Origin of the sequence: Pseudomonas sp. (assembly GCF_050739935.1) — a bacterium.
In the GTDB taxonomy this organism is placed as follows: domain Bacteria; phylum Pseudomonadota; class Gammaproteobacteria; order Pseudomonadales; family Pseudomonadaceae; genus Aquipseudomonas.
This window is the reverse complement of the sequence record NZ_JBOICF010000094.1, coordinates 25,372-49,261: the sequence shown is the minus strand read 5'-3', so window position 1 is coordinate 49,261 and position 23,890 is coordinate 25,372. Positions and strand designations below refer to the sequence as shown.

20 protein-coding genes and 2 pseudogenes are annotated in these 23,890 nt (G+C 58.7%); 9 read left to right on the top strand and 13 right to left on the bottom strand.

Features of this window, described 5'->3' with window-relative positions; all coding sequences use genetic code 11:
• Nucleotides 1-510 precede the first annotated feature (510 nt).
• From gltP to ACRER8_RS18985, 5 genes are all read right to left on the bottom strand, one after another.
• Entirely contained in the window at nucleotides 511-1,842 is a 1,332-nt protein-coding gene (gltP, locus tag ACRER8_RS19005; protein ID WP_431747747.1) for a glutamate/aspartate:proton symporter GltP, read from the bottom strand.
• A 676-nt stretch (nucleotides 1,843-2,518) separates the two neighbouring features.
• A complete protein-coding gene (locus ACRER8_RS19000) occupies nucleotides 2,519-2,986 on the bottom strand; it encodes an inhibitor of vertebrate lysozyme family protein (protein ID WP_431747746.1) in 468 nt (155 codons plus the stop codon).
• A 5-nt stretch (nucleotides 2,987-2,991) separates the two neighbouring features.
• On the bottom strand, nucleotides 2,992-3,156 hold the full coding sequence (locus ACRER8_RS18995) for a DUF1328 domain-containing protein (protein ID WP_002555679.1): 165 nt from the start codon (nucleotides 3,154-3,156) through the stop codon (nucleotides 2,992-2,994).
• Nucleotides 3,157-3,248: 92 nt separating this feature from the next.
• Nucleotides 3,249-3,533 (bottom strand): hypothetical protein, encoded by a 285-nt coding sequence (locus tag ACRER8_RS18990; RefSeq protein ID WP_431747745.1) that lies wholly within the window; start codon nucleotides 3,531-3,533, stop codon nucleotides 3,249-3,251.
• Nucleotides 3,534-3,857: 324 nt separating this feature from the next.
• A complete protein-coding gene (locus tag ACRER8_RS18985) occupies nucleotides 3,858-4,712 on the bottom strand; it encodes a BON domain-containing protein (RefSeq protein ID WP_431747744.1) in 855 nt (284 codons plus the stop codon).
• A 264-nt stretch (nucleotides 4,713-4,976) separates the two neighbouring features.
• Here ACRER8_RS18985 and algB point away from each other — a divergent pair, with 264 nt between their 5' ends.
• From algB to ACRER8_RS18970, 3 genes and pseudogenes are all read left to right on the top strand, one after another.
• On the top strand, nucleotides 4,977-6,323 hold the full coding sequence (gene algB, locus ACRER8_RS18980) for a sigma-54-dependent response regulator transcription factor AlgB (protein WP_431747743.1): 1,347 nt from the start codon (nucleotides 4,977-4,979) through the stop codon (nucleotides 6,321-6,323).
• Nucleotides 6,280-6,750, top strand: a pseudogene (locus ACRER8_RS18975) (KinB sensor domain-containing domain); the annotation flags it as partial. The gene algB and the pseudogene ACRER8_RS18975, both read left to right, overlap by 44 nt.
• Nucleotides 6,745-8,121: pseudogene (locus ACRER8_RS18970) on the top strand (sensor histidine kinase); the annotation flags it as partial. The pseudogenes ACRER8_RS18975 and ACRER8_RS18970, both read left to right, overlap by 6 nt.
• 194 nt (nucleotides 8,122-8,315) lie before the next feature.
• On the opposite strand, the gene ACRER8_RS18965 reads toward ACRER8_RS18970, so the two are convergent.
• The 6 genes from ACRER8_RS18965 to ACRER8_RS18940 all read right to left on the bottom strand — a co-directional run bounded on the left by ACRER8_RS18965 (nucleotide 8,316) and on the right by ACRER8_RS18940 (nucleotide 15,423).
• Nucleotides 8,316-9,941 (bottom strand): EAL domain-containing protein, encoded by a 1,626-nt coding sequence (locus ACRER8_RS18965; protein WP_431747742.1) that lies wholly within the window; start codon nucleotides 9,939-9,941, stop codon nucleotides 8,316-8,318.
• 80 nt (nucleotides 9,942-10,021) lie between these two features.
• On the bottom strand, nucleotides 10,022-10,798 hold the full coding sequence (locus ACRER8_RS18960; RefSeq protein ID WP_431747741.1) for an N-acetylmuramoyl-L-alanine amidase: 777 nt from the start codon (nucleotides 10,796-10,798) through the stop codon (nucleotides 10,022-10,024).
• Nucleotides 10,799-10,897: 99 nt separating this feature from the next.
• Nucleotides 10,898-13,078 carry a diguanylate cyclase gene (locus tag ACRER8_RS18955; RefSeq protein ID WP_431747740.1) on the bottom strand — a complete coding sequence of 727 codons (2,181 nt, stop codon included), beginning with the start codon at nucleotides 13,076-13,078 and terminating at the stop codon, nucleotides 10,898-10,900.
• A complete protein-coding gene (locus ACRER8_RS18950; protein WP_431747749.1) occupies nucleotides 13,075-13,956 on the bottom strand; it encodes an endonuclease/exonuclease/phosphatase family protein in 882 nt (293 codons plus the stop codon). Before ACRER8_RS18950 ends, ACRER8_RS18955 begins: the two co-directional genes overlap by 4 nt.
• A gap of 6 nt (nucleotides 13,957-13,962) precedes the next feature.
• On the bottom strand, nucleotides 13,963-14,604 hold the full coding sequence (locus ACRER8_RS18945; protein ID WP_431747739.1) for a thiol:disulfide interchange protein DsbA/DsbL: 642 nt from the start codon (nucleotides 14,602-14,604) through the stop codon (nucleotides 13,963-13,965).
• A gap of 201 nt (nucleotides 14,605-14,805) precedes the next feature.
• The gene (locus tag ACRER8_RS18940; protein WP_431747738.1) at nucleotides 14,806-15,423 is read right to left on the bottom strand and encodes a c-type cytochrome; all 618 of its coding nucleotides are present in this window, start codon (nucleotides 15,421-15,423) and stop codon (nucleotides 14,806-14,808) included.
• 175 nt (nucleotides 15,424-15,598) lie between these two features.
• Between ACRER8_RS18940 and yihA the strand changes: the two genes are divergently transcribed.
• Nucleotides 15,599-16,234: a ribosome biogenesis GTP-binding protein YihA/YsxC gene (gene yihA, locus ACRER8_RS18935; protein ID WP_431747737.1), complete on the top strand. Its 636-nt coding sequence runs from the start codon at nucleotides 15,599-15,601 to the stop codon at nucleotides 16,232-16,234.
• Nucleotides 16,235-16,558: 324 nt separating this feature from the next.
• On the opposite strand, the gene polA is transcribed toward yihA, so the two are convergent.
• Nucleotides 16,559-19,324, bottom strand: coding sequence for a DNA polymerase I (polA, locus tag ACRER8_RS18930; RefSeq protein ID WP_431747736.1), 2,766 nt, complete (start codon nucleotides 19,322-19,324; stop codon nucleotides 16,559-16,561).
• A 74-nt stretch (nucleotides 19,325-19,398) separates the two neighbouring features.
• On the opposite strand from polA, the gene ACRER8_RS18925 reads away from it, so the two are divergent.
• Complete coding sequence (locus ACRER8_RS18925; RefSeq protein WP_431747735.1) at nucleotides 19,399-19,689, top strand: DUF2782 domain-containing protein; 291 nt, start codon at nucleotides 19,399-19,401, stop codon at nucleotides 19,687-19,689.
• 34 nt (nucleotides 19,690-19,723) lie between these two features.
• Nucleotides 19,724-20,674: a homoserine kinase gene (locus tag ACRER8_RS18920; protein WP_431747734.1), complete on the top strand. Its 951-nt coding sequence runs from the start codon at nucleotides 19,724-19,726 to the stop codon at nucleotides 20,672-20,674.
• Nucleotides 20,675-20,819: 145 nt separating this feature from the next.
• Here ACRER8_RS18920 and ACRER8_RS18915 read toward each other — a convergent pair whose 3' ends face one another.
• A complete protein-coding gene (locus tag ACRER8_RS18915; protein WP_431747733.1) occupies nucleotides 20,820-21,743 on the bottom strand; it encodes a zinc ABC transporter substrate-binding protein in 924 nt (307 codons plus the stop codon).
• Nucleotides 21,744-21,809: 66 nt separating this feature from the next.
• Between ACRER8_RS18915 and ACRER8_RS18910 the strand changes: the two genes are divergently transcribed.
• The 3 genes from ACRER8_RS18910 to znuB are packed head-to-tail and all read left to right on the top strand — an operon-like array spanning nucleotide 21,810 to nucleotide 23,888.
• On the top strand, nucleotides 21,810-22,292 hold the full coding sequence (locus ACRER8_RS18910; protein ID WP_431747732.1) for a Fur family transcriptional regulator: 483 nt from the start codon (nucleotides 21,810-21,812) through the stop codon (nucleotides 22,290-22,292).
• Nucleotides 22,292-23,113, top strand: a complete 822-nt coding sequence (gene znuC / locus ACRER8_RS18905) for a zinc ABC transporter ATP-binding protein ZnuC (protein ID WP_431747731.1) — start codon at nucleotides 22,292-22,294, stop codon at nucleotides 23,111-23,113. Before ACRER8_RS18910 ends, znuC begins: the two co-directional genes overlap by 1 nt.
• On the top strand, nucleotides 23,106-23,888 hold the full coding sequence (gene znuB / locus ACRER8_RS18900; protein WP_431747730.1) for a zinc ABC transporter permease subunit ZnuB: 783 nt from the start codon (nucleotides 23,106-23,108) through the stop codon (nucleotides 23,886-23,888). The genes znuC and znuB overlap by 8 nt, the downstream gene beginning before the upstream one ends.
• Nucleotides 23,889-23,890 lie beyond the last annotated feature (2 nt).

The window sequence follows — 23,890 nt, the reverse complement described above, 5'->3', positions numbered from 1 at the left end:
GAATTCGCTCCCACAGAGTTAAGGGGGTGCCGCAAGATTGCGGCTTGGCGCTCCCGCAGAGGATCAGGGGGCCAAAGAGTAAGCCTGGCGCGGGCTCAAGTGTGGGAGCGAATTTATTCGCGATGCGGTGGTACATCCTGTGCAAATGCGTCGGATGTACTGGCTAATCGGGAATGAATTCGCTCCCACAGAGTTCAGGGGGTGCCGCAAGATTGCGGCTTGGCGCTCCCGCAGAGGATCAGGGGGCCAAAGAGTAAGCCTGGCGCGGGCTCAAGTCTGGGAGCGAATTTATTCGCGATGCGGTGGTACATCCTGTGGAGATGGATCGGATGTACCGGCCAATCGCGAATGAATTCGCTCCCACGGAGTTTAGGCGCGCCGCGAAGAGTGGGGCCCGGCGCTCCCCACAGGGCACAAGCGGCGGGATCATGTATTGGCGTTAACGAGAGCCGCAAAAACAACAAACCCCGGCCAGAGCCAGGGTTTGTGTGTGTGCACGCTATTGCGCGATCAATCGACAGTCGACTGACCCGCTGGCAGGGATTCCTTGCTACGCCAGTGCGGCAGGGAATTCCAGTAGCGCTCGCCCTTGGCGTCGTCGTACATGCCTTCCCAACGCGCGATGACCAACACCGCCAAGGCATTGCCGATCACGTTCAGGGCGGTACGCGCCATGTCCATGATGCGGTCGACGCCGGCGATGAACGCCAGGCCTTCCAGCGGAATACCGACACTGCCCAGCGTCGCCAGCAGCACCACGAACGACACGCCAGGAACCCCCGCGATGCCCTTGGAGGTAACCATCAGGGTCAGCACCAGCATGATCTGCTGGCCGATGGACAAGTCGATGCCGTACAGCTGAGCGATAAACAACGCCGCAATACTTTGGTACAGCGTCGAGCCGTCAAGGTTGAATGAGTAACCGGTCGGCACCACGAAGCTGCTGATGGCCTTCGGTGCGCCGTAGGCTTCCATCTTCTCGATCACGCGCGGCAGCACGGTTTCGGAGCTTGCGGTGGAGTAGGCCAGCACCAGCTCATCCTTGAAGATGCGCATCAGCTTGATCACCGAGAAACCGAACAGGCGGGCGATCATTCCCAGCACCACGAAGGCGAAGAACGCGATGGCGACGTAAACCAGAATGACCAGCTTGGCCAGCGGTAGCAGTGAGGCGAATCCGAAGTTGGCGACCGTCACGGCGATCAGCGCGAACACGCCAATTGGCGCGTAGTTCATGATCATGTGAGTGACCTTGAACATGGTTTCCGACACGCCCTGGAATACCTTGACCAGCGGCTCGCGCACTTCAGCGTTGAGGCTGGACAGCCCCAGACCAAAAAATACCGAAAAGAAAATGATCGGCAGCATGTCGCCACGGGCCACAGCAGCGAAGATATTTGACGGGATCAGGTTGAGAATCGTGGCGATGAATGCGTGGTCGTGCTGCACCTCGGCAGTGGTCTTCTGGTACTGCGAGATGTCCACGGTGCCCAGCGTACTCATATCGATGCCGGTGCCCGGATGGAACACATTAGCCAGCAGCAGGCCGACGACGATAGCGATGGTTGTGACAACTTCGAAATAGAGAATGGTCTTGAGACCAATGCGGCCTAGCTTTTTCGCATCACCCACACCCGCAATACCGACGACCAGCGACGAGATCACGATGGGAATGACGATCATCTTGATCAGGCGGATAAAGATGTCGCCCGCAGGTTGCAGAATATTGCTGATCCACCAGGCCTTTTCAGCGCTGAAGTGATTGAGCACTGCGCCGAGTGCGACCCCCAGGACCAGACCGATGAGAATCTGCCAAGCGAGGCTGAGTTTTGCCTTCTTCATGTCATTAACCTTGTTGTAGTTGGCGTGGACATTTCTCACCGACGCGTTCGAAAAGGGCTCTCGTAAAGCCAATCGAAGCGTGGATGCCCTTGGATCTGTCCAGAAGGTCTCTGCAAACGAGCGTCCGAGCTCTCGGCAGGCGGAAAAAGGGCGCAACTATTCCCATCCAGACCTTCAACGTCTAATGCCGTAAATGCCTACCTCATGCCGAATCGGCATGAAGAAAATCAATGACTTAAGTGAAATTGCTGCAAAACGCAAAGTCCCGCTCAGGAGAAATATGCTGAAAAGTGGCTAAAACGTCGCCTGTAGGGCAGGTGGAGGGGTGGAGAGGACGCAAGTGACAAAATGGTCACACATGGCCGAGCCGCCATTCGAGAACTGTAATTTCTCGATATACGGTCGAAACGCGGATTGGGATATTCAAAATATTTGCGCGTCGCAAGCCCATGATCAAATCGCACCATCAATGGCGATCAGATAATGGACTTGCGTTGCGGCTTCCTGACCCGGCCCACGAATGAGAGTACTCCCTGTACACCTGGCGCGCTGCAACCACTCCGTTGATCAGAACGCGCCGGCCCCTTGGTCACGCGCATACCCTCCTCGGGCTGCGCGGCTTTCGGAAGTACCCAACGAGATTCGGACTTCCGTCATTTAAATCAGTATCAGTGAATCAGTACCAGTTCGGATCTTTCTTCAGCTGCTCTTTCAGAAGGCCTTGCATGCCTTCATCGGGCTTGCCGAGGAATCGGTAATCAGCATGGCGAGTCGGCGATTTATCCGCCGGCAGACCTGCGGGCACCTCAACCAACATGGCGTAGGCATGAGCCTTGTTCATGCTGAACGCAACGATGAGCCGTTTATGGATGCACGTGTCCTGGGTTTCGCAAAGAGGCCCTACCAGGTATTTGTCACCATCCTCGGTCACCGCATTCATCTGATCGGACGTACCGGACAGATTGATCACCCAATCGGGTAAACGTTCTTCTTTCTTGACCACGCTCGACCAGGTCTGGCGGTATTCAGGATCGGAGCTCAGAAGCTCATTCACCCGGGCCTGACCGTCGTTCGCTGCCATTACCATGGCGCTGACGCTCGTCAGGAGCGCCAGCGTCATGGCATGGAAGTGCTTGCCAACCATTGTTGTCAGCCTCGACCGCGACGACCGAAGAAGAACGACACGACGAACATCACCAGGAACACGACAAAGAGAATCTTGGCGATACCCGTGGCGGTGCCTGCGATACCACCGAAGCCCAGTACTGCTGCGACGATAGCGATGATCAGAAATGTAATAGCCCAGCTCAACATGGTGATTCTCCTTACTGTTTTTAATTTCTGACTACAGCCAGGCGTCGGAGTCGACCCTCGGCGTAGATCGCGTCTCTGCCATCACCCGATGATCAGAAAACCCAACTCTGTTGACGCGGCGCCTGCTCCACAGCAGGCGCAGCGTCTTCAACTGGTTGCAGATTCAAACCGACATCCGTGGCCTTCAGCGCTGTGGCTTTGGCGAACGGTGCGGTGTGGCTGTAGGAATGCTGGAAGTGACTGACTTGCTGATTCTGATTCCAGTGAACGAACTGCTGAACGACGATCAAGGTGATCATCAGCGCCAGACTGGCAAACAAACCTTGCTGCAGATGCAGAGGGGAGATACGCAGTGCGGCAAGACGTTGAGTGTTCATTCAGCTAGCTCCAGGCAATCTTGTCGGTCGACGGTTCAGACCTTTGTTAACTGGGTTATTGCAGCCTGTGTGCCAGTTTTTCCGTTGAAATAAAAACCTTATAAATCAACGAGTTGAATGCATATGCGAGATAGTTCCTATGCGCAAGCTGCACGATTGAACATTTGGCATCGTGCGTATTGCACGAAGAGATGGGGCAATCTGACGCAGGACTTCGGAGAATTGGCGGTCGATCTTCAATCCCGTAGCAGCACGGCTTGCGGCCGATGGCGACCCGACGGCCCACCACCGGCAAGCCGTACTGCTATGGAAAGATACAAAAAGTTACCCCGCACTACGCGTCATCACCCGCAACGTATCCGCATCCACGCCCTTCACGCCGCGTATATTGCGGGCAATCTCCACCGCCAATTCCTTTTCAGCATAATTGGCCACTACCCCATCGAGGCTGACGACGCCACTCTTGGTCTCCACCTTTATGTTCAGCCCATCGAGGTTGCGGCTATAGATGAGGCTGGATTTCACCTTGCTAGTGATCCAGGCGTCGCTGAACTCCTCGCGCACACTGTTAGCCTGCGCGTCGTTCTGCTCCTTGATAGCTTGGGTATCGCGGGCGCTAAGGCTGATCAAGTTGTTCACCTCGGTCACGCCATCGGTATTACTCGCCAGACTGCCTGCCAGTTGCTTGGCCTCGGCGTCCTTGGCCTGGCCTTTCAACGTCACCACGCCTTGGGCCGCCTGCACATCGATGTTCAGGCCTTCTGTCACGCTGTTCCACAGCAGCTTGGATTTGATGGTCGCGGTAAGCGTTGCGTCGTCGAAGCGCTGAGCCATGTTGGGCTTGGTGCCGGGTTCGGCCGCGACTTGCGGATCGACCTGCAGCTGGTTGTCGACCTTGTTGATGCCTTGAGTATCGCCAGCGATTTGCGTTGCCAGTTCCTTGTCGACGTCATTCTCCACCTTGCCTGTGAGGATGGCGGTGCCTTGCTCGACCTTCACGCCGATGTTGAAAGGACTCAAATGGCGATTGAGGGCGAAGGCTGTCCATATCGAACCTTCCTGACGCGCCTCGGCCAGTTGCGTTTGCAAATCGCCTTGGGCGGCCTGAGCGATGACAGGCGTCATCCCGAGCAGGCCAGCGATGGCCACGGCCAGAGCGATTTTCTTCAGCGGATGCATGGCAGTTCTCCCGACAGTTACAAAAGGTACTAGTGGAGAGACTTTTGAATCGTTCAGATGTTCTGTTCGCCGTGCGCTTCCCAGAAACAGTTTCAATCGCCGTGCCAGACAGATTTTCGAAGGCATACGCCGCAGATCAAGGAGTTATTTGATTTTTGCCAGATAGCTACCATGCAACGCGTCGAATCAATCAGAATGAACCATGCAACTTGCCCGATTTTTCCGGGACTAACCTCAGACCATTCATTTAGGAGCGTAGGAAAAATGGAAGCAGCCACTGAGAATCAGGGCCGTATTCTGCTTGTGGATGATGAATCCGCCATCCTTCGCACCTTCCGCTATTGCCTGGAAGATGAAGGCTACAGCGTCGCCACCGCCAACAGTGCGGCGCAGGCTGAAGCGCTGCTACAACGTCAGGTGTTCGACGTGTGTTTTCTGGATCTGCGACTTGGGGAAGACAACGGTCTGGACGTATTGGCGCAGATGCGCATTCAAGCCCCGTGGATGCGGGTGGTGATCGTCACCGCGCACTCGGCTGTCGACACCGCCGTAGACGCCATTCAAGCGGGTGCGGCTGATTATCTGGTCAAACCGTGCAGCCCTGATCAGTTGCGTCTTGCGACTGCCAAACAGCTGGAAGTTCGTCAGCTGTCGGCGCGACTTGAAGCGCTGGAAGGCGAAGTGCGCAAGCCCAAGGATGGCCTGGATTCCCACAGCCCGTCGATGATGGCAATTCTGGAGACAGCACGTCAGGTGGCTAACACCGACGCCAACATTCTGATCCTCGGCGAATCGGGGACTGGTAAAGGCGAACTGGCGCGAGCTATTCACGGCTGGAGCAAACGGGCGAAGAAAGCCTGCGTTACCATCAACTGCCCGTCGCTGACAGCCGAGCTGATGGAAAGCGAGCTGTTCGGTCACAGCCGCGGCGCGTTCACCGGCGCCAGCGAGAGCACTCTCGGACGAGTCAACCAGGCCGACGGCGGTACATTGTTCCTCGACGAAATCGGCGATTTCCCACTGACATTGCAGCCTAAGCTGCTGCGCTTCATTCAAGACAAGGAATATGAGCGCGTCGGTGACCCAGTGACGCGCCGAGCTGACGTGCGCATCCTGGCGGCGACCAACCTGAACCTGGAAGATATGGTGCGCGATGGGCGTTTCCGTGAAGACCTGTTGTACCGACTGAACGTGATCACGCTAAATCTGCCGCCTTTGCGCGAGCGCGGCGAAGACATCCTGACGCTGGCCGATCGCTTCCTGGCCCGTTTCGTCAAGGAATATGGCCGTCCCGCTCGCGGTTTCAGCGAGGACGCTCGCAGCGCGCTGGTCAATTACCGCTGGCCTGGCAACATTCGCGAACTGCGTAACGTTATCGAGCGGGCCAGCATTATCTGTCCACAGGAAAAGGTCGAAGTCAGCCATCTGGGCATGGGCGAGCAGCCGACCAACAATGCACCGCGGGTCGGTGCGGCGTTGAGTCTGGACGAGCTGGAAAAAGCCCACATCGGCGCGGTGCTGGCCACCAGCGACACCCTCGATCAGGCAGCACGCACGTTGGGCATCGATGCCTCGACGCTGTACCGCAAACGCAAGCAGTACAACCTGTGACAGGGCGCCCATGAAGTTCGCGATGAAGTTGCGCACCCGACTGTTCCTCAGCATTTCGGCGCTAATAACGGTCGCGTTGCTGGGCCTGTTGCTGGGACTGGTCAGCGTCATGCAGATGGCCAAGTCCCAGGAGGAGCTGATCCGCCACAACTTCATCACGCTCGACATCGGCCTCAAACTGCGGCAGAACCTCGGCGATCAGCTGGTGATGTTGCTCAGGGAAAAGCCCGATGAGGCAGCGCTTAAGCGCAGCCAGGAACAATTCCGGGAATTGCTCGATCAAGGCATCGATCACGACCAACAAACCAATACCCCCAGCGGCTTCGAAAAGGCGCGGGTGGATTATGAGCAGTTCCTCAAGTCGCTCACAGATGCGGGCGACGCTGCCGATGCGCTGAGCGATGGCAAGGCGGTCGCCACTTCCTTCAACTCATTGCGCAATGGCCTGCTGGACGCTCATCGCCAGGCACTGGAAAACATCAGCAAGGCCGAAGGCACGTCACGCAGCCGCGCTCTTTGGGTCGCCGCGTTGCTGGGAATGGTTGGACTTGCTGTGCTGGCGATTGGCTTCGTCACCGCCCACGGTATTGCCCGTCGCTTCGGCGCGCCGATCGAGGCGTTGGCCAAGGCCGCTGATAACATCGGCCAAGGCAATTTCGAGGTGACCCTGCCGATTTCCTCGGCCGCCGAAATGAATCAACTGACTCGGCGCTTCGGCATCATGGCCGAGGCCCTGCGCCAGCATCAGGTGACTAACGTCGATGAGCTGCTGGCGGGTCAACAGCGCCTGCAAGCGGTGCTCGACAGCATCGACGACGGCCTGCTGATGATTGATCGCCAAGGGCGTCTCGAGCACCTGAATCCCGTCGCACAGCGGCAGTTGGGCTGGGAAGAGGGACGCTTGGGTCAGGGTCTTGGGCAGGCATTGCAGCGTCCGGAACTGGATGAGCAGCTATATCTGGTATTGCGCGGCGGGACATTGGAGCGAGCGCCGGAAGATCTCTCCATCGAGATCGATGGCGAAACCCGGCTGCTGACTTATAGCCTGACGCCTGTCAGTCATACCAAGGGCCATATTCTCGGTGCAGTGATGGTGCTGCATGACGTCACCGAGCAACGGGCTTTCGAACGGGTGCGTAGCGAGTTCGTCCTGCGCGCTTCCCACGAGTTGCGCACGCCGGTGACAGGCATGCATATGGCCTTCGGGCTGTTGCAGGAGCGCGTGCACTTCCCGCCTGAGTCCCGCGAAACGGACCTGCTCAAGACCGTCAATGAAGAAATGCAGCGTCTGATGCAACTGATCAACGATTTGCTGAATTTCTCCCGCTACCAGAACGGATTGCAGAAACTTACCCTGGCACCCTGTGATATCAACGAGTTGCTTACTGAAGCGCGCCAGCGCTTTGCCGATGCAGCACAAGAGCAGGATGTGATGGTGCTGCTGGAGATGCAGGAGCCGCTGCCACGCCTGCAGGCCGACAAGGCTCAGCTGGATCGCGTGCTGGATAACCTGCTGGACAATGCATTGCGCCACACGCCGCAGTCCGGACTCATCCGACTGCAAGCGCGCCGGCATGGCGAGCGGTTGATCATCAGCGTCGAAGACAACGGCGAGGGCATCGCCTATGGTCAGCAGGCGCGGATTTTCGAACCCTTCGTCCAGGTCGGCCGCAAGAAAGGCGGCGCCGGCCTGGGCCTGGCCCTGTGCAAGGAAATCGTGCAATTGCACGGCGGACGCATGGGCGTGTATTCCCGACCAGGGCAGGGCACGCAGTTCTACATGGCGCTGCCGTTGTAAAGACCGCTCGCGGCTTTAGGAAAGCGCTGCGAAGCTCTTCACAGACGGACGCGGATTTTTCCTGTGGGAACGAATTCATTCGTGCGAGGCCGGTACCCACAACATATTTCCGTCGCCCGTCTGCTATCTCGCGAATGAATTCGCTTCCACAAGGTTAGATAGCACCGTGCCAATCGCGGACCGGGACCGAATGCTCAAGCCACATCATCCGCCCTGCGCCCGGCACTACGCCGTCCTCCGGTCACCAATTCGGTGAACTTCGTCGCCGTCAGCGGTCGGGCGAAGAGCCAGCCTTGGCCGTAGATCACGCCCTCACTTTTGAGCAGCAAGGCTTGGGACTCAAATTCGATGCCCTCGGCGATCACCCGCAGTTGCAGGGCGTGGGCCATGCGAATGATGTGCGGCGCAACACCGCTGCTGGCCGCGTCATGCCCCAAGGCGTCGATGAATGCCTTATCGATTTTCAGGCAATCCACCGGCAGCGTCTGCAGATACGCCAGGCTGCAATAACCTGTACCGAAATCGTCGATCAACACTTGATGCCCCCGATCACGCAAGGCTTGCAGGTGATTGCGCGCAACCACTACGTCAACCAGCCCTCGCTCGGTGACCTCGAAAGCTATCTGCCGAGGCGAGACGCGGTGCAAGGCGAGCAGTTTCGCGGTCACTCGGCCAATGCGCGGGGCCATCACATCACAAGCTGCCAGATTGACCGAAACGTAAAGATGCGGGTTCGCACGCAGTACATGCCCGAGCTGCTCGAGCAACTGTTGTAAAACGAAATCGGTAATTTGGCGAATCTGGCCGGTGTTTTCAGCGAGCGGAATGAACAGGTCGGGACTGGTCAGCGTGCCGTCCGGTCGTCGCCAGCGCACCAGAGCCTCAGCGCCCACGCACAAGCGGGTGTTGAGGTCGAAAATGGGCTGATACAGCACCTTCAACTCACCCCGGCGCAGCGCGCCATGCAACTCACCACCCAGCGACTGCCGCTGCCGGACCAATTGCAGCACCAGAATCCCGATGCACAGCGATACCAGAACGCTGGCCGGAACAAGCAACCACCAGGCCCCGGTGATTTTCTGCTGCAAGCCATTGCGCGGGGTAATCAGCACCAACTGATATTCCGGGCTTTGCGTGGGCATCCGATAAACCAGCTTTTCTTGTGTGGTGATCAGCGTCTCTACCGAGGTTGGGGTCCAGTCGGGCGTCGGGGGCCAGGTTTGCGCAGGCCCCAGCACCGGCACGGCTTTTTTGCCTTGATCCAGCACCACCACCAGACTCCCGCCAGGTGGCAGGTCGACCACATCGGTGAGATGGCCACGGGAAGTCGATACGCGGAAGTCGCCGCGGCCGAGCATCAGCGACGCGAGGTTGTCGTCGGGTTGGGTCGAGGTGTTGAGCCAGTAATCGTAAGTTGGCCCCCGGATATCAGGCGATCGAGGTTTGCCGATCAAGCTCTGACGTTGACGTGTCCAGCTGGAGCAGAATTGAGTGTCGTCGACATAAGCGACTTCATAAATGAAGCGGTAGCGCGAATTGACCTGCCGCAGCTGTTCGATCATTTCCGGACTGCAACCGCGCAGCGGCTGGGCTTCAAGCTGATCGAGCCCGGTGCGCAATTGATTGAAAAGCTGCTCCAGACGCACCAGAAACCGCTCGCCCTGAGCATTCATCTGGGCGCTTTCCTCCTGCCGCGCCTGGTGCATCGCCAAGCCGAAACTGCCCGCCAACAACACGGCAGCACTCAACAACGCTGCGAGCAAAGCCAGGAGCGAAGGGCGGTAAAGGAACGAGCGCAATTGCGGCGAAGCCGTGTACATCGGGGCAATATCCAGGTGAATACCAAAAGGTATAGCAACAAGCGCGGAAATAGCCCGTCAAAAAAATGCAGAAGGATAATTCAGTGCTTCAAGTTCAGTACCTGAAGGATAGCTGCACTTTGCACATCAGGCTCACCATCGAATTTTTGCGGACGATAGTGCATCTGAAACGCCGCAAGAACGTGGCGCGTCGCGATGTCCCATTCACCCGTTTGCGGCGTGGGATAACCCAAAAGCGCCAATTGCTGCTGGAACCAGGTGGCACTTGGCATAACGCCCATCATCTGCGACTGCTGTTGCGCGACCTGCTGCTCGTTTGGCCAGATTCCCAGTCCCTCCTGCGCCAGCCGCTTCCACGGGAACAGCGGGCCGGGATCAAGTTTGCGCAGGGGCGCGATATCGCTATGACCAATCACGTGGCGCGGTTCGATCTTGTTGCGTTTGACGATGTCCTTGAGCAGAACGATCAGCGCCTTGATCTGCGCTTCGCTGTAGGGATACCACAGGCGACCAGTCGGGGTGTCGCGGTAGCCAGGATTGACGATCTCGATACCGATGCTGCTGGAGTTGAGCCAGGTGCGGCCGTCCCATTCGCTTTCTCCGGCATGCCAGGCTCGCTGGCTTTCATCCACCAGCTTATAGGTCGTCGCCGGGCCATCGCCGATCAGATAATGCGCACTTACCTCGCCGTAGGTCAGCAGCGCCAGCGAACGATCAAGTGACGCAGAGGTGTAATGCACGACCACGAACTGCGCTCGGCTGTCGTAGTTGACGGAAGGATGGCTGGTATCCAGCTTCGGCCCGCTGGAACAGGCTGTCAGCAGCAGGGCCAGGAAAAGTGCGCAGTAAGACTTCATAAAAGGCAGAACACGTAGGCAAGTAATGCAACAGTGTAACGGAATGCCAGCCCAGCGCTCAAAATTGCGACCAGACTGCGTGACGCCATGTGACGGCGCTTAACCTTGTTCGATGCGGTTTCGGCCTTCGTGCTTGGCGCGATACAGGGCCTGATCCGCCCGTTTAAGCACCAGATCGCTGCGCTCACCGGGCCTGAAGGTAGTGATGCCCATCGATACCGTGATCGTCACCGGCTCACCCTTGAAATGGAAGGGGCACTGCTCGATGGTTGTACGCAGGCGCTCCAGTAGCCCAAGACCGTTAGCCATCTGTGTATCAGGCAGCAGTACAACGAACTCTTCGCCGCCGAAGCGGGCGATGAAGTCAGAGGCGCGCAGACGTTTTTTCAACTGCGCGGCGATGATCTTCAACACCTTGTCGCCCGCCAGATGTCCATAGCCGTCATTGATGCGCTTGAAGTGGTCCAGATCGAGGATCCCAAGCAGCAGGCTGGTTCGAGGTTTCTGCAGCTTATCGATTTCGCGCTCCAGCCGCTCGTTCCAGGCTGCGCGGTTGGGCAGCCCGGTAAGGGTGTCGACCAAGGCTTTTTGCCGCTGCTCTTCAAGGTGCGCACGGAAGCCTATCGCTTCCTGCTCCATGGTTGCCACGCGGCTTGCCAGGGATTGCAGCCGAGAGGCGACCTCCTGCTCCCGCGCGTCACGCTGCTTCTGATGTTCGTCCAAGGTCCCGAGCAGACGTTCGAGACGAGTCTCCAGCACGGTTTTCAGGCTATTGAGGTCAGCGGCTTCCTGCACACTGCTCTGCAAATCATCTACATGTTCGCGTAACTGATCGTTCAGCTCCCGCGACGCCGTCTGCTGACCAGCGTGATCGTCGCTGGCGGCTTGCAGATTGGCCTGGAAGGACTCCAGGCGCTCGTTCAACTGCTTGAGATACAACTCGAATTCGTGCTGGCCGCTGTCAGTGATTGCCAGCATGAGCACGGCAAGATCGTCGAGCATCGGCAGCAATTCGTACCAATTAAGGCCATGTTCCAGCCGGGCGCGCATGGCTTCGGCTTGCGGGCGGTGATGCTCTGGAAAGGTCAGGTCATTGAGCAGCCCCAGTAGGGTGTCTTCTATGTGTGTAGCGACTGAGCTGTAGCTTGGTTCAGGAGAGGAAGGCAGGGCGTAAGGGCCATCCTCCTCATTGTCATCGGCGCCGGTGTCGTCCTCAGCGGTTTCTTCATCGGCATACTTGCTCGCGCTCGCCCCTTCAGCGACCTCGTCCTCTACCGTTGCAACCCCGGGACTTTCGATAGCTTGATCTTCGTTCGCCTGGGCGGCTTCGCTGGTGATATCTGCAGGTTCAGACTCAGCCAAGGCTGTAGCTGTCGCTTCTGGATGCTCCACAGCTTGCGGATGTTCGACATCAATGTCGGTTGCTGCGGGCTCGGCGCTTTCAAGCGGTATTGGCGCCACTGAGGCTACAGGCTCACCGATTTCAGCTTCGACGACCGCCGCGGAAGGCTCAGCTGGCGACAGCTCTTCGGGATGTGCGGGAGCGCGGGCTTCGACAGTGGGCGCAGGGGCTGGACCGGCGCCACGCTTCTCGGCGATGACTGACGTTTCAGTCGGCGGCGCCTCGTTGGTCCACTGCGCGACTTGTGGCGCTGGCGACAGCTGAGCGTCATCCTCCACAAACGCAGTCGCTGGCACGGCAGGTGGGGGTGGCTCCAGATCCGGATGCGCAGGCAGCGAAGCTACCTCAGCGGCATCCCGACTGCCAAACAAACGCTGCAGGAACCCTGGACGCACGGCCTGTTCCGGGTATTCAAGCTGGGACAGCGCCTGTCCTTGCAATCCGCTCAGTTCGCTCAACAGCAGCGGAATTTCACGGGCCTGGTTCACGCGATCTTCAAGCGTCTTGGCGAAACGTTTGAGCGGCTTGGCGACTTCTCTGGGCAATGGCAGTGATTGCAGCTGGGCCACCAGCGCCGTCAGCGCCGTTCCCATCTGCTCGACGCGCCGCTCACGACGCTGCTCGGAGTCCAGCACCGCCTTTTCCAGTCGCGGAATCAGCGCGCCCAGACCGGCGTCCATGTCGTCCTTGCGCACGATCTCGCGCATTTCCTTCATGCACTGATCGACCGCCTTGTCGACCCCTTCGGCCGCCAGACTGCTGCGTACCAGGCCGCGCCGCAACAGATCCAGGCGGGCATTCCAGCGCTTTTCGAGCTTTTCTTGCTGCTCGATGCTCTTGAGGTATTTTTCTTTCCAGCGTTGGGCTTCGTCACTCATTCCCAGGGCTCACGAGGAGATGTGCTTGTTATCGGCAGCGAGTCACCAATTAATGAGGCCGGCAAGCGAATCTCCACCGCAACCGGCAGATGATCGGAAATGGGCAGAGCCAGCACCTGCACTTTCTCAAGCGTCAGAGTCGGGCTCAGGAGGATGTGGTCCAGACAACGCTGTGGACGCCAGCTTGGGAACGTCGCTTCGATCTGTGGCGCAAGCAGGCCCAGATCACGCAGGGGAGATGTTTCAAGCAGATCGGCTGCATGAGTGTTCATGTCACCCATCAGCACCTGATGTCTGTAGCCACCGATCAACTCGCGAATATAGGCGAGCTGGCGGGTTCGCGTGCGGGCGCCCAACGCGAGGTGCATGACTACCACCACCAGCGCATCTTCGCCTTCGCCAAAACGAACCAGAATCGCGCCACGACCGGACGGACCTGGCAGGGGGTGATCTTCGATGTCCCACGGGCGCAGCCGACTCAGCACGCCGTTGCTGTGCTGGGCGAAACGACCGAGGTTGCGATTGAGTTGCTGATGCCAGTACGGAAAGGAACCGAGCTGGGCAAGATGTTCGACTTGGTTGACGTAGCCTGATCTCAGGCTGCCGCCATCGACTTCCTGCAGCGCGACCAGATCGTAGTCGTTGAGCAGGTTGCCGATTTTCTGCAGATTTCCGGCCCGACCGTTGTGCGGCAGTAGATGCTGCCAACCACGGGTCAGATAATGCCGATAGCGCTCGGTGCTGATACCCACCTGAATGTTGAAGCTGAGTAACCGGAGCCGGCCATCGGCCGGCAATCCGGTTTCCTGCAGGTGTCGCTCGTTGACCTTGGGGATATGCCGGGCAACGGTGCGTTCAGTACCCCAGCGCGTCATGATCGGCGCTTACTTGGCAGTCAGCGTGGCGCGCTCTTTGGCGATCAGTTGATCGGCCACGTCCAGCGCTTTCTCAGGGCCACCGGCAGTGGCCAGGTCGAAACGGTATTTGCCGTTGACGATCATGGTCGGGACGCCGGTGATTTCATACTTCTTGGCCAGTTCCTTGTACTGAGCGATCTTGCCCTTCACAGCGAACGAATTGAAGGTTTCGAGGAACTTGGTCTTGTCGACGCCCTGGGTTGCCACGAACTCAGCCATGTCGTTCGGGTCTGTCAGACGCTTGCCACCTTTCTGGATGGCATCGAACACGGCCGTGTGGACTTTCTTTTCCACGCCCATGGTGTCGAGGGTGATAAACAGCTGGCCGTGGGCATCCCATGGGCCACCGAACATCGCCGGAATACGAATGAAGTGAACATCGGCCGGGAGTTTTTCAATCCATGGATTGATGGTTGGCTCGAACGCATAGCAGTGTGGGCAGCCGTACCAGAACATTTCCACAACTTCGATCTTGCCTGGCTCGGCGACCGGGACGGCGCTCTGGAGCTCGACATATTGTTTGCCGGCTTCGATCGGCTCTGCAGCTTGAGCGGTCAGACCAAACAGGCTGGTGAACACCAGAGCGGCGCTGAGAATCAGATTACGCATGCTTAACTCCTGGGCATGAAAAGTCACCTCGATGGCCGCAGTTGACCGGGCGGGGTGATACGAGTTCGCAAGTGTAACGCTTGCGCGCACAAAAAAGGGCAGCCGTTCGCTACCCTTTTTGGCCCGCCTGAGCGAGATGCATGACCGAAGATTTCCAGTCGTCGATTCGACTTGAATCAAGGCCTTAGCGTTAATCCAGGCTTAATGCAGCCCCTGTATGTAGGCCGACAATGCATCGATATCCTTGTTGCTGAGCTTGGAGGCAATGCTTCGCATGACCATGGTGTCGCCGTCGTTGGTGCGATCACCCTCGCGAAAGGCGGTTAGCTGTTTTTTCACGTAGTCGGCATGTTGCCCACCCAAATGGGGAAAGCCTGCAGCCGCATTGCCAGCGCCGTTGGGGGAGTGGCAGCCGGTACAGGCGGGCATGCCCTGATCGAGCTTGCCGCCCCGAAAGAGCGCCTCGCCTCTTGCGACCAGATTGGGATCGGCGGCACCGACACTGCCTTTCTGGCTGGCGAAGTAGGCGGCGATGTCTGCCAGATCCTGCTCGTTGAAGTTGTTCAACATGCCGGTCATTTCAAGCACTACACGTTTGCCGTCCTTGATTTCATGCAGTTGCTTGAGCAGATAGCGTTGGCCTTGTCCGGCCAGTTTCGGGAAATTGGGCGCCATGCTGTTACCATCCGGGCCATGACAGGCGCCACAGACTGCGGTTTTTGCCTGCCCGGCGGCGGGATCTCCCACGACCACATCAGCGGCTCGCGTTGCGCCAGAGAATCCCAGGATCAAAAGCAGACTCACCAATAGCTTGTTCATCGGCTAATCCAATACGTTTTATTGTTGGTATAAGGTTAGTCCGACTTCTGCGAACTTCACCTGCGGGCGGGACGAAGCACACACAAAATCTGCGGCATTATATACTTGCGCCCATCGAACGGAAAACGACACCCCGTTGCCGCATCCTTGCCGCAACGCCCTCACCGGATATCCCATGCAACTCAAGAACCCGATCCTCGGTTTGTGCCAACAAGCCAAGTTCATGCTCAGCGCCGCCAAAGTCGACCAATGCCCGGATGACGAAGGTTTTGAAGTGGCCTTCGCCGGTCGCTCCAACGCTGGTAAATCCAGCGCCCTGAACACCCTGACTCACGCCAGCCTGGCGCGCACTTCGAAAACCCCTGGCCGTACGCAGCTGTTGAACTTCTTCAGCCTGGATGATGACCGTCGTCTGGTCGATTTGCCCGGCTACGGCTACGCAAAGGTGCCGATTCCGCTCAAGCAGCACTGGCAGCGTCACCTGGAAGCTTATCTGGGCAGCCGCGAGAGTCTGAAAGGTCTGATTCTGATGATGGATATCCGTCACCCGATGACCGACTTCGACTTGCTGATGCTCGATTGGGCGATCGCAAGCGGCATGCCGATGCATATCCTGCTGACCAAGGCCGACAAGCTGACCTTCGGCGCGGCCAAGAACACGCTGCTCAAAGTGCAGTCGGAAATTCGTAAGGGTTGGGGCGATACCGTGACCATCCAGCTGTTTTCGGCGCCTAAGCGCATGGGCCTGGAAGAGGCGTACACCGTGCTCGCCAACTGGATGGAACTGGAAGACAAAGCGCCTGCTGCCTGAATCGCAGGCAAAAAAAACCCCGGACTTCATATGGGGAGGGGAAGTTCGGGGTCTAAGTCCAGACCTCTTAGGGAGCGGTCCGGATATCTGCCAACACTTAACACAACATAGGAGCATGAATGGCTACGTCAGCCATTCGCAAACTCTGACCGGGCTTTGACCATGGAAGTTCAAAATCCGGGGAAATTTAATGTTGGCAGAACGATTTCGCTCAGACCTGTAGGAGCCGGATTGCCAGTGAAACGCTCGGTACATTCAACCCACGTGTATCGGTTGAAATACCGCATTCGCCAGCAAACCAGCTCCTATGGCGTCCATATTTGATCAATGTGCCTCATCCCAGTTATTCCCAACCCCCACTTCCACCAACAGCGGTACGTCCAGATCCGCCGCGCCGCTCATGTGTGAGCGGATGTCCTTGCTGATCTGCTCGACCAGATCTTCGCGCACTTCCAGCACCAGTTCATCGTGAACCTGCAGGATGACGCGGGCATCCAGGCCTGACGATTCCAGCCAGCCGTTCACGGCGACCATCGCGCGCTTGATGATGTCGGCGGCGGTACCTTGCATCGGCGCGTTGATCGCCATGCGCTCGGCGCCTTTGCGCAAGGCCTGGTTCTTGGCGTTGATGTCCGGCAGGTACAGACGACGACCGAAGATGGTCTCGACATAGCCTTGCTCGGCAGCTTGGGTGCGGGTGCGCTCCATGTACTCAAGCACGCCGGGATAGCGGGCAAAATAGCGGTCGACATAAGCTTGGGACTGCTTGCGGTCGACGCCGATCTGCTTGGCCAGCCCGAACGCGCTCATGCCGTAGATCAGGCCGAAGTTGATCGCCTTGGCGCTGCGGCGCATGTCATTGGTGACTTGCGCCAGGTCCACGCCGAACACCTCGCCCGCCGTCGCGCGGTGCACGTCCAGATCGTTGCGGAAGGCGTGCAGCAAGCCTTCATCCTTGGCCAGATGCGCCATGATCCGAAGTTCGATCTGCGAGTAATCCGCAGCCAGTAGCTTGTAACCTTTCGGTGCGACGAAGGCCTGGCGAATGCGGCGGCCTTCGGCGGTGCGAATCGGGATGTTCTGCAGGTTCGGATCGCTGGAAGACAGCCGCCCGGTCACTGCGACAGCTTGGTGATAAGACGTGTGAATGCGCCCGGTGCGCGGGTTGATCTGCTCGGGCAAACGATCGGTGTAGGTGCTTTTCAGTTTGCTCATCGAGCGGTACTGCATCAGCACTTTGGGCAGCGGGAATTCCTGCTCGGCAAGTTCGGCCAGCACCGCTTCAGCCGTGGAAGGCTGGCCGGTGGCGGTTTTGCTTATGATCGGCATACCCAGCTTTTCGTAAAGGATTACGCCCAACTGCTTGGGTGAGCCAAGGTTGAACTCTTCTCCCGCAATGGCGAACGCCTCACGCTCAAGCTCAGTCATCTTGTTACCCAGCTCGACGCTCTGAATCCCCAGCAGCTTGGCGTCGACAAAGGCGCCCTGACGCTCGATGCGCGCAAGTACCGGCATCAACGGCATTTCGATGTCGTTCAGGACAGGTTGCAGACTTGGGGTCTTGGCCAGTTTTTCCTGCAATGTTTCGTGCAGACGCAGGGTTAGATCGACTTCCTCGGCGGCGTAGATTCCCGCCTGTTCCAGCGCGATCTGGTCGAAGCTCAGCTGTTTGGCGCCTTTGCCCGCGATGTCCTGGAAATTGACCGGCGTGTGGTTCAGGTATTTGGCAACCAGACTGTCTCGATCGTGGCGAGTCGCTGTCGAGTCGAGCACATAGGACTCGAGCATGGTGTCGAATTTGACGCCCTGCACGGCAATACCCTGATCCTGATCTCCACCGATGGCGCAGTTGGCCAGCAGGTTGATAGCGAACTTGGCGTGTTGACCGACTTTGATCTTGCTCGCGTCCTCCAGCATCGGCTTCACCGCCTTGAGCACTTCGTCGCGATCCAGTTGCTGCGGCACGCCCATGTAGGAATGGGTCAGCGGAATGTAACAGGCCTCGTGGGTCTTGATGGCGAACGACAAGCCGACGATCTGCGCGCGCTGGGCGTCGGTGCCGTTGCTCTGAACCACGAACGCGAACAGCTGGGCGGCCTGGAGTTTTTTCAGCCAGTCGTCGAATTGTGTTTGTTCCAGAATCAGTTCGTACTGGGCCTCGATGACTGGAACAGGCTCTTCGACCGTCGCGATCTCGGTTCCTTCCTGCCTGGCCTCACGCTGCAGATCATTGATCCAACTCTTGAATTCGAGCTCGGTGTAGAGCGCCAGCAAGGCTTCGCGGTCCGGCTCGCCACAGTGCAGGGCGTCCAGCTCGATGTCCAGCGGCACATCGACCTTGATCGTCGCCAGCTGGTAAGACAGGAACGCCATGTCCTTGTGCTCTTCGAGCTTGGCGGGCAGCGACTTCGCACCACGAATCGCCAGGCTCGGCACTTTGTCGAGGTTGTCGTAAAGCTCCTTCAGGCCGCCATTGATGCCCACCAGCAAACCAGCGGCGGTTTTCTCACCCACGCCGGGAACGCCTGGGATGTTGTCGACTTTGTCACCCATCAGCGCCAGAAAATCGATGATGTATTCCGGACCGACGCCGAATTTCTCCTTCACGCCCGCCACGTCCAGCACACTGCCGGTCATGGTGTTGACCAAGGTAATGTGCCCGTCGACCAGCTGCGCCATGTCTTTGTCGCCCGTGGAGATGATCACCGGACGATCGGCGGCGGCACTGCTGCGCGCCAGGGTGCCGATCACGTCATCGGCTTCGACGCCTTCAACGCACAGCAGCGGATAGCCCAGACCTCGTACGCACTTGTGCAGAAAGTCGATCTGTACGCGCATGTCATCGGGCATGCTCGGACGGTTGGCCTTGTACTCGGCGAACATCTCGTCGCGAAACGTGCCGCCCTTGGCATCGAAGACCACCGCGAACGGGCTGTCTGGATACTGTTTGTGCAGGCTCTTGAGCATGTTCAGCACGCCCTTGACCGCACCGGTTGGCAGGCCTTTGGACGTGGTGAGCGGCGGCAGCGCATGGAAGGCGCGGTATAGGTAAGAAGAACCGTCCACCAGGACGAGAGGCGCTTGACTCATGTGAGGGATCAACCTTTTCGGCGGGGTCGGCGCTAGAATGCGAGGACCGTTGACGACAAAGGAACAAGGTTATCATGCGCGCGCTGAATCGCCTGTTACTGGTCAGCTCGATGGCTGCTTGCCCGCTGATGGCAGTGGCGGTCGAAGAAGATGCACCTTCGCCAGAACCTGACGTCACGATCGGCAAGGATGGCGACAATTTCGTCCAGGAATACAAAGCGAACGGTTTCGTGTACGCAGTAAAAATCACGCCGAAACACGGCAAGCCATACTTCCTGGTGCGCGCCGACGGCACGAGCGGTCAATTCATTCGTTCGGATCAACCGGACATGCTGATTCCCCAATGGGTATTATTCAGCTGGTAACGCCCTACATTCACCTTTTGCTGGCAGTGTTCATATGTCCGTTTTTACTCCCCTGGCTCGGCCCGAGCTGGAAGCTTTTCTCGCCCCATACGGGCTCGGCCAACTGCGTGATTTCCAAGGCATCGCAGCCGGAAGTGAAAACACCAACTTCTTCATCAGCATGGAACAGGGCGAATTCGTGCTGACACTGGTCGAGCGCGGCCCTGTGCAGGAAATGCCGTTCTTCATCGAACTGCTGGACGTGCTGCACGACGCAGACCTGCCAGTGCCGTACGCCCTGCGCACCACCGACGGCCAGGCCCTGCGCGAGCTCAAGGGCAAACCGGCGCTGCTGCAACCGCGCCTGTCGGGCAAACACCCCACCGACCCGAACACCCAGCATTGCGCCCAGATCGGCGAGTTGATGGCGCACATGCACCTGGCGACCCGCGAAAAGACCATCGAGCGGCGGACCGACCGGGGGCTGGAATGGATGCTGAAAGAAGGCAGCAACTTCATCTCGCATCTGGACGAAGCCGAAGGCGCGCTGCTGAAGGCGTCGGTAGAGGAAATCGAGCGTCAGCAGGCCAGAATCATGGCCCTGCCGCGCGCCAACGTGCACGCCGACCTGTTCCGCGACAATACGCTGTTCGAAGGAACCCATCTGACTGGCGTGATCGACTTCTACAACGCCTGCTCCGGCCCGATGCTGTATGACGTGGCAATTGCCGTGAATGACTGGTGCTCGTTCGAGGATGGCAAGATCGACGCGCCTCGGGCCCGCGCGCTGCTGGGGGCCTACGCGGGATTGCGCCCGTTCACGGCGGCAGAAGCTGAGCTGTGGTCGACGATGCTGCGCGTGGGCTGCGTGCGGTTCTGGCTGTCCCGCCTGATCGCCGCCGAGACCTTTGCCGGCCAGGACGTGCTGATCCACGACCCATCGGAATTCCGCAAACGCCTGGAACAGCGTCAGGAAACCCATATTCCGCTGCCATTTGCGTTGTAACCCCTACAACGCTGTGAACGCGGCGTAACTGTGGGAGCGAATTCATTCGCGAAGCCATTTGCCAGACGGCCGATGTGCATCGAATGTACCGCCCCTCGCGAATGAATTCGCTCCCGCAGGTCTCAAGCCGTGCATCACCTCAATTTCAGAGCGATTCCAGACACCCCGCCAGATCATCCGCCAGCTTGCTCAATAGTTGCTCATAGCCCTGGGCCGTGGCAGGTGTGTAGCCGCCCAGACCATCCAGCTCAGCCAGCTTCACCGGCAAACCGGCGCTGAGAGTATCGGCCAGACGCGGGCGTAAAGGTGGCTCGCTGAATACGCAGGTCTTGCCGTATTCCGCTAACCGCGTACGCATAGCGGCGACGTGCTGAGCGCCCGGCTGGACTTCGCTGCTGACCGCGAACACACCGGCATGCTTCAGCCCATAAGCTTCTTCGAAATAATCGAAAGCCTCGTGAAAAACGAAATATTTCTTGTCAGCGATGCTCGCCACGCGCTGTTTGATGCTGGCATCCAGCGCGTCCATGCGCGTATCGAAAGCTTTGACGTTGCTTTCGTATCGGCTGGCGTTGGCGGGATCGGCTTCACTCAGGTCCGCCGCCATTTTTGCCGCGATAACCCGCGCGTTGAACGAGGACAGCCATAGGTGCGCATCGACGCTGCCCGGGCGGTGGTCATGATCGTGCTCGTCTTCATCGCCGTCGTTGTGGTGATCGCTATTGGCCGTGAAATGACGCAGATGCATGCCGGGCAGCGACTGAACAGGCACCGAAACCTTGCTCCGGCCAGCCAATACGCGAGGCAGGAAAGTTTCCATGTCAGGACCGATCCAGTAGAGCAGATCGACCTCCTGCACGCGCCGTACGTCGGATGGGCGCAGGGCGTAGTTATGGGGCGAAGCGCCCGGCGGCAGTAGCACTTCCGGCACCGCGATGCCGTCCTGTACAGCCGCGGCGATCAACTGCAGCGGCTTGATGCTGGTCAGTACGCGCACCTCGGCCTGGGCTGGAACAATTGCGGAGAATCCGGTGATGAAAACGACAAAAAGTAAAAAAAGTCGAGACACGATGACCACTCATGAGGGCAGGAACGGGTAACATAATAACGTCTCTCACAAAAGCCGTCGCCGCCCATGTCTAAAACACCACTGGCCAGTCGCCCCCATGATCACTCTCATTGCGTGCACAGCGCACTGGCTGAAGCCGATGCGCTGTGCGCCGGCAAAGGCCTACGTTTGACCGCTCTGCGCCGTCGTGTGCTGGAGCTGGTCTGGCAAAGCCATAAGCCGCTGGGCGCGTACGACATTCTGGCTATCCTGAGCGAAGAGGACGGGCGCCGTGCCGCGCCGCCGACCGTGTACCGCGCACTGGACTTCCTCCTGGAAAACGGCCTGGTGCACCGCATCGCCTCGCTCAACGCTTTCGCAGGCTGCAATCACCCCACACACGCGCATCAGGGCCAGTTCCTGATCTGCCGTGAGTGCCATGCCGCCATCGAACTGCAACATAAGGCGATCAGCGCCTCCATCGTCAGCGCCGCCAACGAAGTTGGCTTTGCCGTGGAAGCCCAGACCGTCGAAGTCGTTGGGGTGTGTGCTGGCTGCAAGGCCGCTTGATGAGCGACGCACTGATCCGCCTGAAGGGCGTCAGCGTCGCTCGTGCCGGCCAGAATGTGCTGGAAAACATTCAACTGAGCGTCAGTTCTGGCGAGATCGTCACCCTGATCGGTCCTAATGGCGCAGGCAAGACCACGCTTGTGCGCGCCGTGCTGGGTCTGCTCAAGCCCGATTCGGGCGACGTCTGGCGCAAGCCGAAGCTGCGTGTCGGTTACATGCCGCAAAAGCTACACGTGGATGCCACGCTGCCGCTGTCCGTTTTACGCTTTCTGCGGCTGGTTCCGGGTGTCGATCGCGATACCGCGCTGGCCGCGTTGGTGGAAGTTGGCGCCGAGAAGGTCATCGATAGCCCGTTACAAGGCATTTCCGGGGGCGAGATGCAGCGGGTCTTGCTCGCCCGCGCACTGCTGCGCAAACCTGAACTGCTCGTGCTCGACGAACCGGTGCAAGGCGTCGATGTAGCCGGGCAGGCCGAGCTGTATGCCCTGATTACCCAGCTGCGCAACCGTCACGAATGCGGCGTGCTGATGGTGTCCCACGACTTGCATCTGGTGATGAGTACCACCGATCAGGTCGTTTGCCTGAACCGCCACGTCTGCTGCTCCGGTCATCCTGAACAGGTCAGTAACGATCCGGCGTTCGTCGAATTGTTCGGTCAGAACGCTCCGAGCCTGGCGATCTATCACCACCATCACGACCATGCCCATGACCTGCACGGCGAGGTCTGCCAGCCCGCGCCACCTGCCCACGATCATTCGCAGCCTCACACCCACCTTCACACTGAAAACCACGACCATGGGGACAGCTGCAAGCATGGCTGATTTTCTACTTTATGCCTTGCTCGCAGGCCTCGCTCTGGCGGTAGTGGCCGGTCCACTGGGATCATTCGTGGTCTGGCGACGAATGGCCTATTTCGGCGATACCCTGTCTCATGCGGCGTTGCTAGGCGTCGCGTTGGGCTTTTTGTTGGACATCAGCCCGGCTATCGCGGTGACCGTCGGCTGCCTGTTGCTGGCGATCCTTCTGGTGACCTTGCAGCAACGCCAGCCGCTGGCTTCAGACACGCTGCTGGGGATTCTCGCGCCGAGTACCCTTTCGCTAGGGCTGGTGGTGCTGAGCTTCATGCGCGAAGTGCGCATCGATCTAATGGGCTATCTGTTCGGCGACCTGCTGGCCATCAGCCCTACCGATCTGGCCTGGATTCTCGGCGGCAGCGCGGCGGTCCTGGTGATCATCTGCGCACTCTGGCGCCCGCTGCTGGCGATTACCGTACATGAAGAACTGGCGACCGTTGAAGGTTTGCCAGTAGCCACGCTGCGCATGACCCTGATGCTGTTGATCGCCGTGGTTATCGCCGTGGCCATGAAAATCGTTGGTGTACTGTTGATCACGTCGCTGTTGATCATCCCAGCTGCTGCGGCACAGCGTCACGCCCGTTCGCCGGAGCAAATGGCCCTCGGCGCGAGCGTAATCGGCATCCTTGCGGTCTGCGGCGGACTGGCATTGTCATGGTTCAAGGATACGCCAGCCGGCCCTTCTATCGTGGTCTGCGCCGCGGCCCTGTTCCTGCTCAGTTTCCTTTTGCCCAAGCGGTAGAA

What these genes read in the sequence shown, in the direction of transcription:
- gltP (WP_431747747.1), bottom strand. Translation starts at nt 1,842, where the DNA reads ATGAAGAAGGCAAAACTCAGCCTCGCTTGGCAGATTCTCATCGGTCTG.
- ACRER8_RS19000 (WP_431747746.1), bottom strand. Translation starts at nt 2,986, where the DNA reads ATGGTTGGCAAGCACTTCCATGCCATGACGCTGGCGCTCCTGACGAGC.
- ACRER8_RS18995 (WP_002555679.1), bottom strand. Translation starts at nt 3,156, where the DNA reads ATGTTGAGCTGGGCTATTACATTTCTGATCATCGCTATCGTCGCAGCA.
- ACRER8_RS18990 (WP_431747745.1), bottom strand. Translation starts at nt 3,533, where the DNA reads ATGAACACTCAACGTCTTGCCGCACTGCGTATCTCCCCTCTGCATCTG.
- ACRER8_RS18985 (WP_431747744.1), bottom strand. Translation starts at nt 4,712, where the DNA reads ATGCATCCGCTGAAGAAAATCGCTCTGGCCGTGGCCATCGCTGGCCTG.
- algB (WP_431747743.1), top strand. Translation starts at nt 4,977, where the DNA reads ATGGAAGCAGCCACTGAGAATCAGGGCCGTATTCTGCTTGTGGATGAT.
- ACRER8_RS18965 (WP_431747742.1), bottom strand. Translation starts at nt 9,941, where the DNA reads ATGTACACGGCTTCGCCGCAATTGCGCTCGTTCCTTTACCGCCCTTCG.
- ACRER8_RS18960 (WP_431747741.1), bottom strand. Translation starts at nt 10,798, where the DNA reads ATGAAGTCTTACTGCGCACTTTTCCTGGCCCTGCTGCTGACAGCCTGT.
- ACRER8_RS18955 (WP_431747740.1), bottom strand. Translation starts at nt 13,078, where the DNA reads ATGAGTGACGAAGCCCAACGCTGGAAAGAAAAATACCTCAAGAGCATC.
- ACRER8_RS18945 (WP_431747739.1), bottom strand. Translation starts at nt 14,604, where the DNA reads ATGCGTAATCTGATTCTCAGCGCCGCTCTGGTGTTCACCAGCCTGTTT.
- ACRER8_RS18940 (WP_431747738.1), bottom strand. Translation starts at nt 15,423, where the DNA reads ATGAACAAGCTATTGGTGAGTCTGCTTTTGATCCTGGGATTCTCTGGC.
- yihA (WP_431747737.1), top strand. Translation starts at nt 15,599, where the DNA reads ATGCAACTCAAGAACCCGATCCTCGGTTTGTGCCAACAAGCCAAGTTC.
- polA (WP_431747736.1), bottom strand. Translation starts at nt 19,324, where the DNA reads ATGAGTCAAGCGCCTCTCGTCCTGGTGGACGGTTCTTCTTACCTATAC.
- ACRER8_RS18925 (WP_431747735.1), top strand. Translation starts at nt 19,399, where the DNA reads ATGCGCGCGCTGAATCGCCTGTTACTGGTCAGCTCGATGGCTGCTTGC.
- ACRER8_RS18920 (WP_431747734.1), top strand. Translation starts at nt 19,724, where the DNA reads ATGTCCGTTTTTACTCCCCTGGCTCGGCCCGAGCTGGAAGCTTTTCTC.
- ACRER8_RS18910 (WP_431747732.1), top strand. Translation starts at nt 21,810, where the DNA reads ATGTCTAAAACACCACTGGCCAGTCGCCCCCATGATCACTCTCATTGC.
- znuC (WP_431747731.1), top strand. Translation starts at nt 22,292, where the DNA reads ATGAGCGACGCACTGATCCGCCTGAAGGGCGTCAGCGTCGCTCGTGCC.
- znuB (WP_431747730.1), top strand. Translation starts at nt 23,106, where the DNA reads ATGGCTGATTTTCTACTTTATGCCTTGCTCGCAGGCCTCGCTCTGGCG.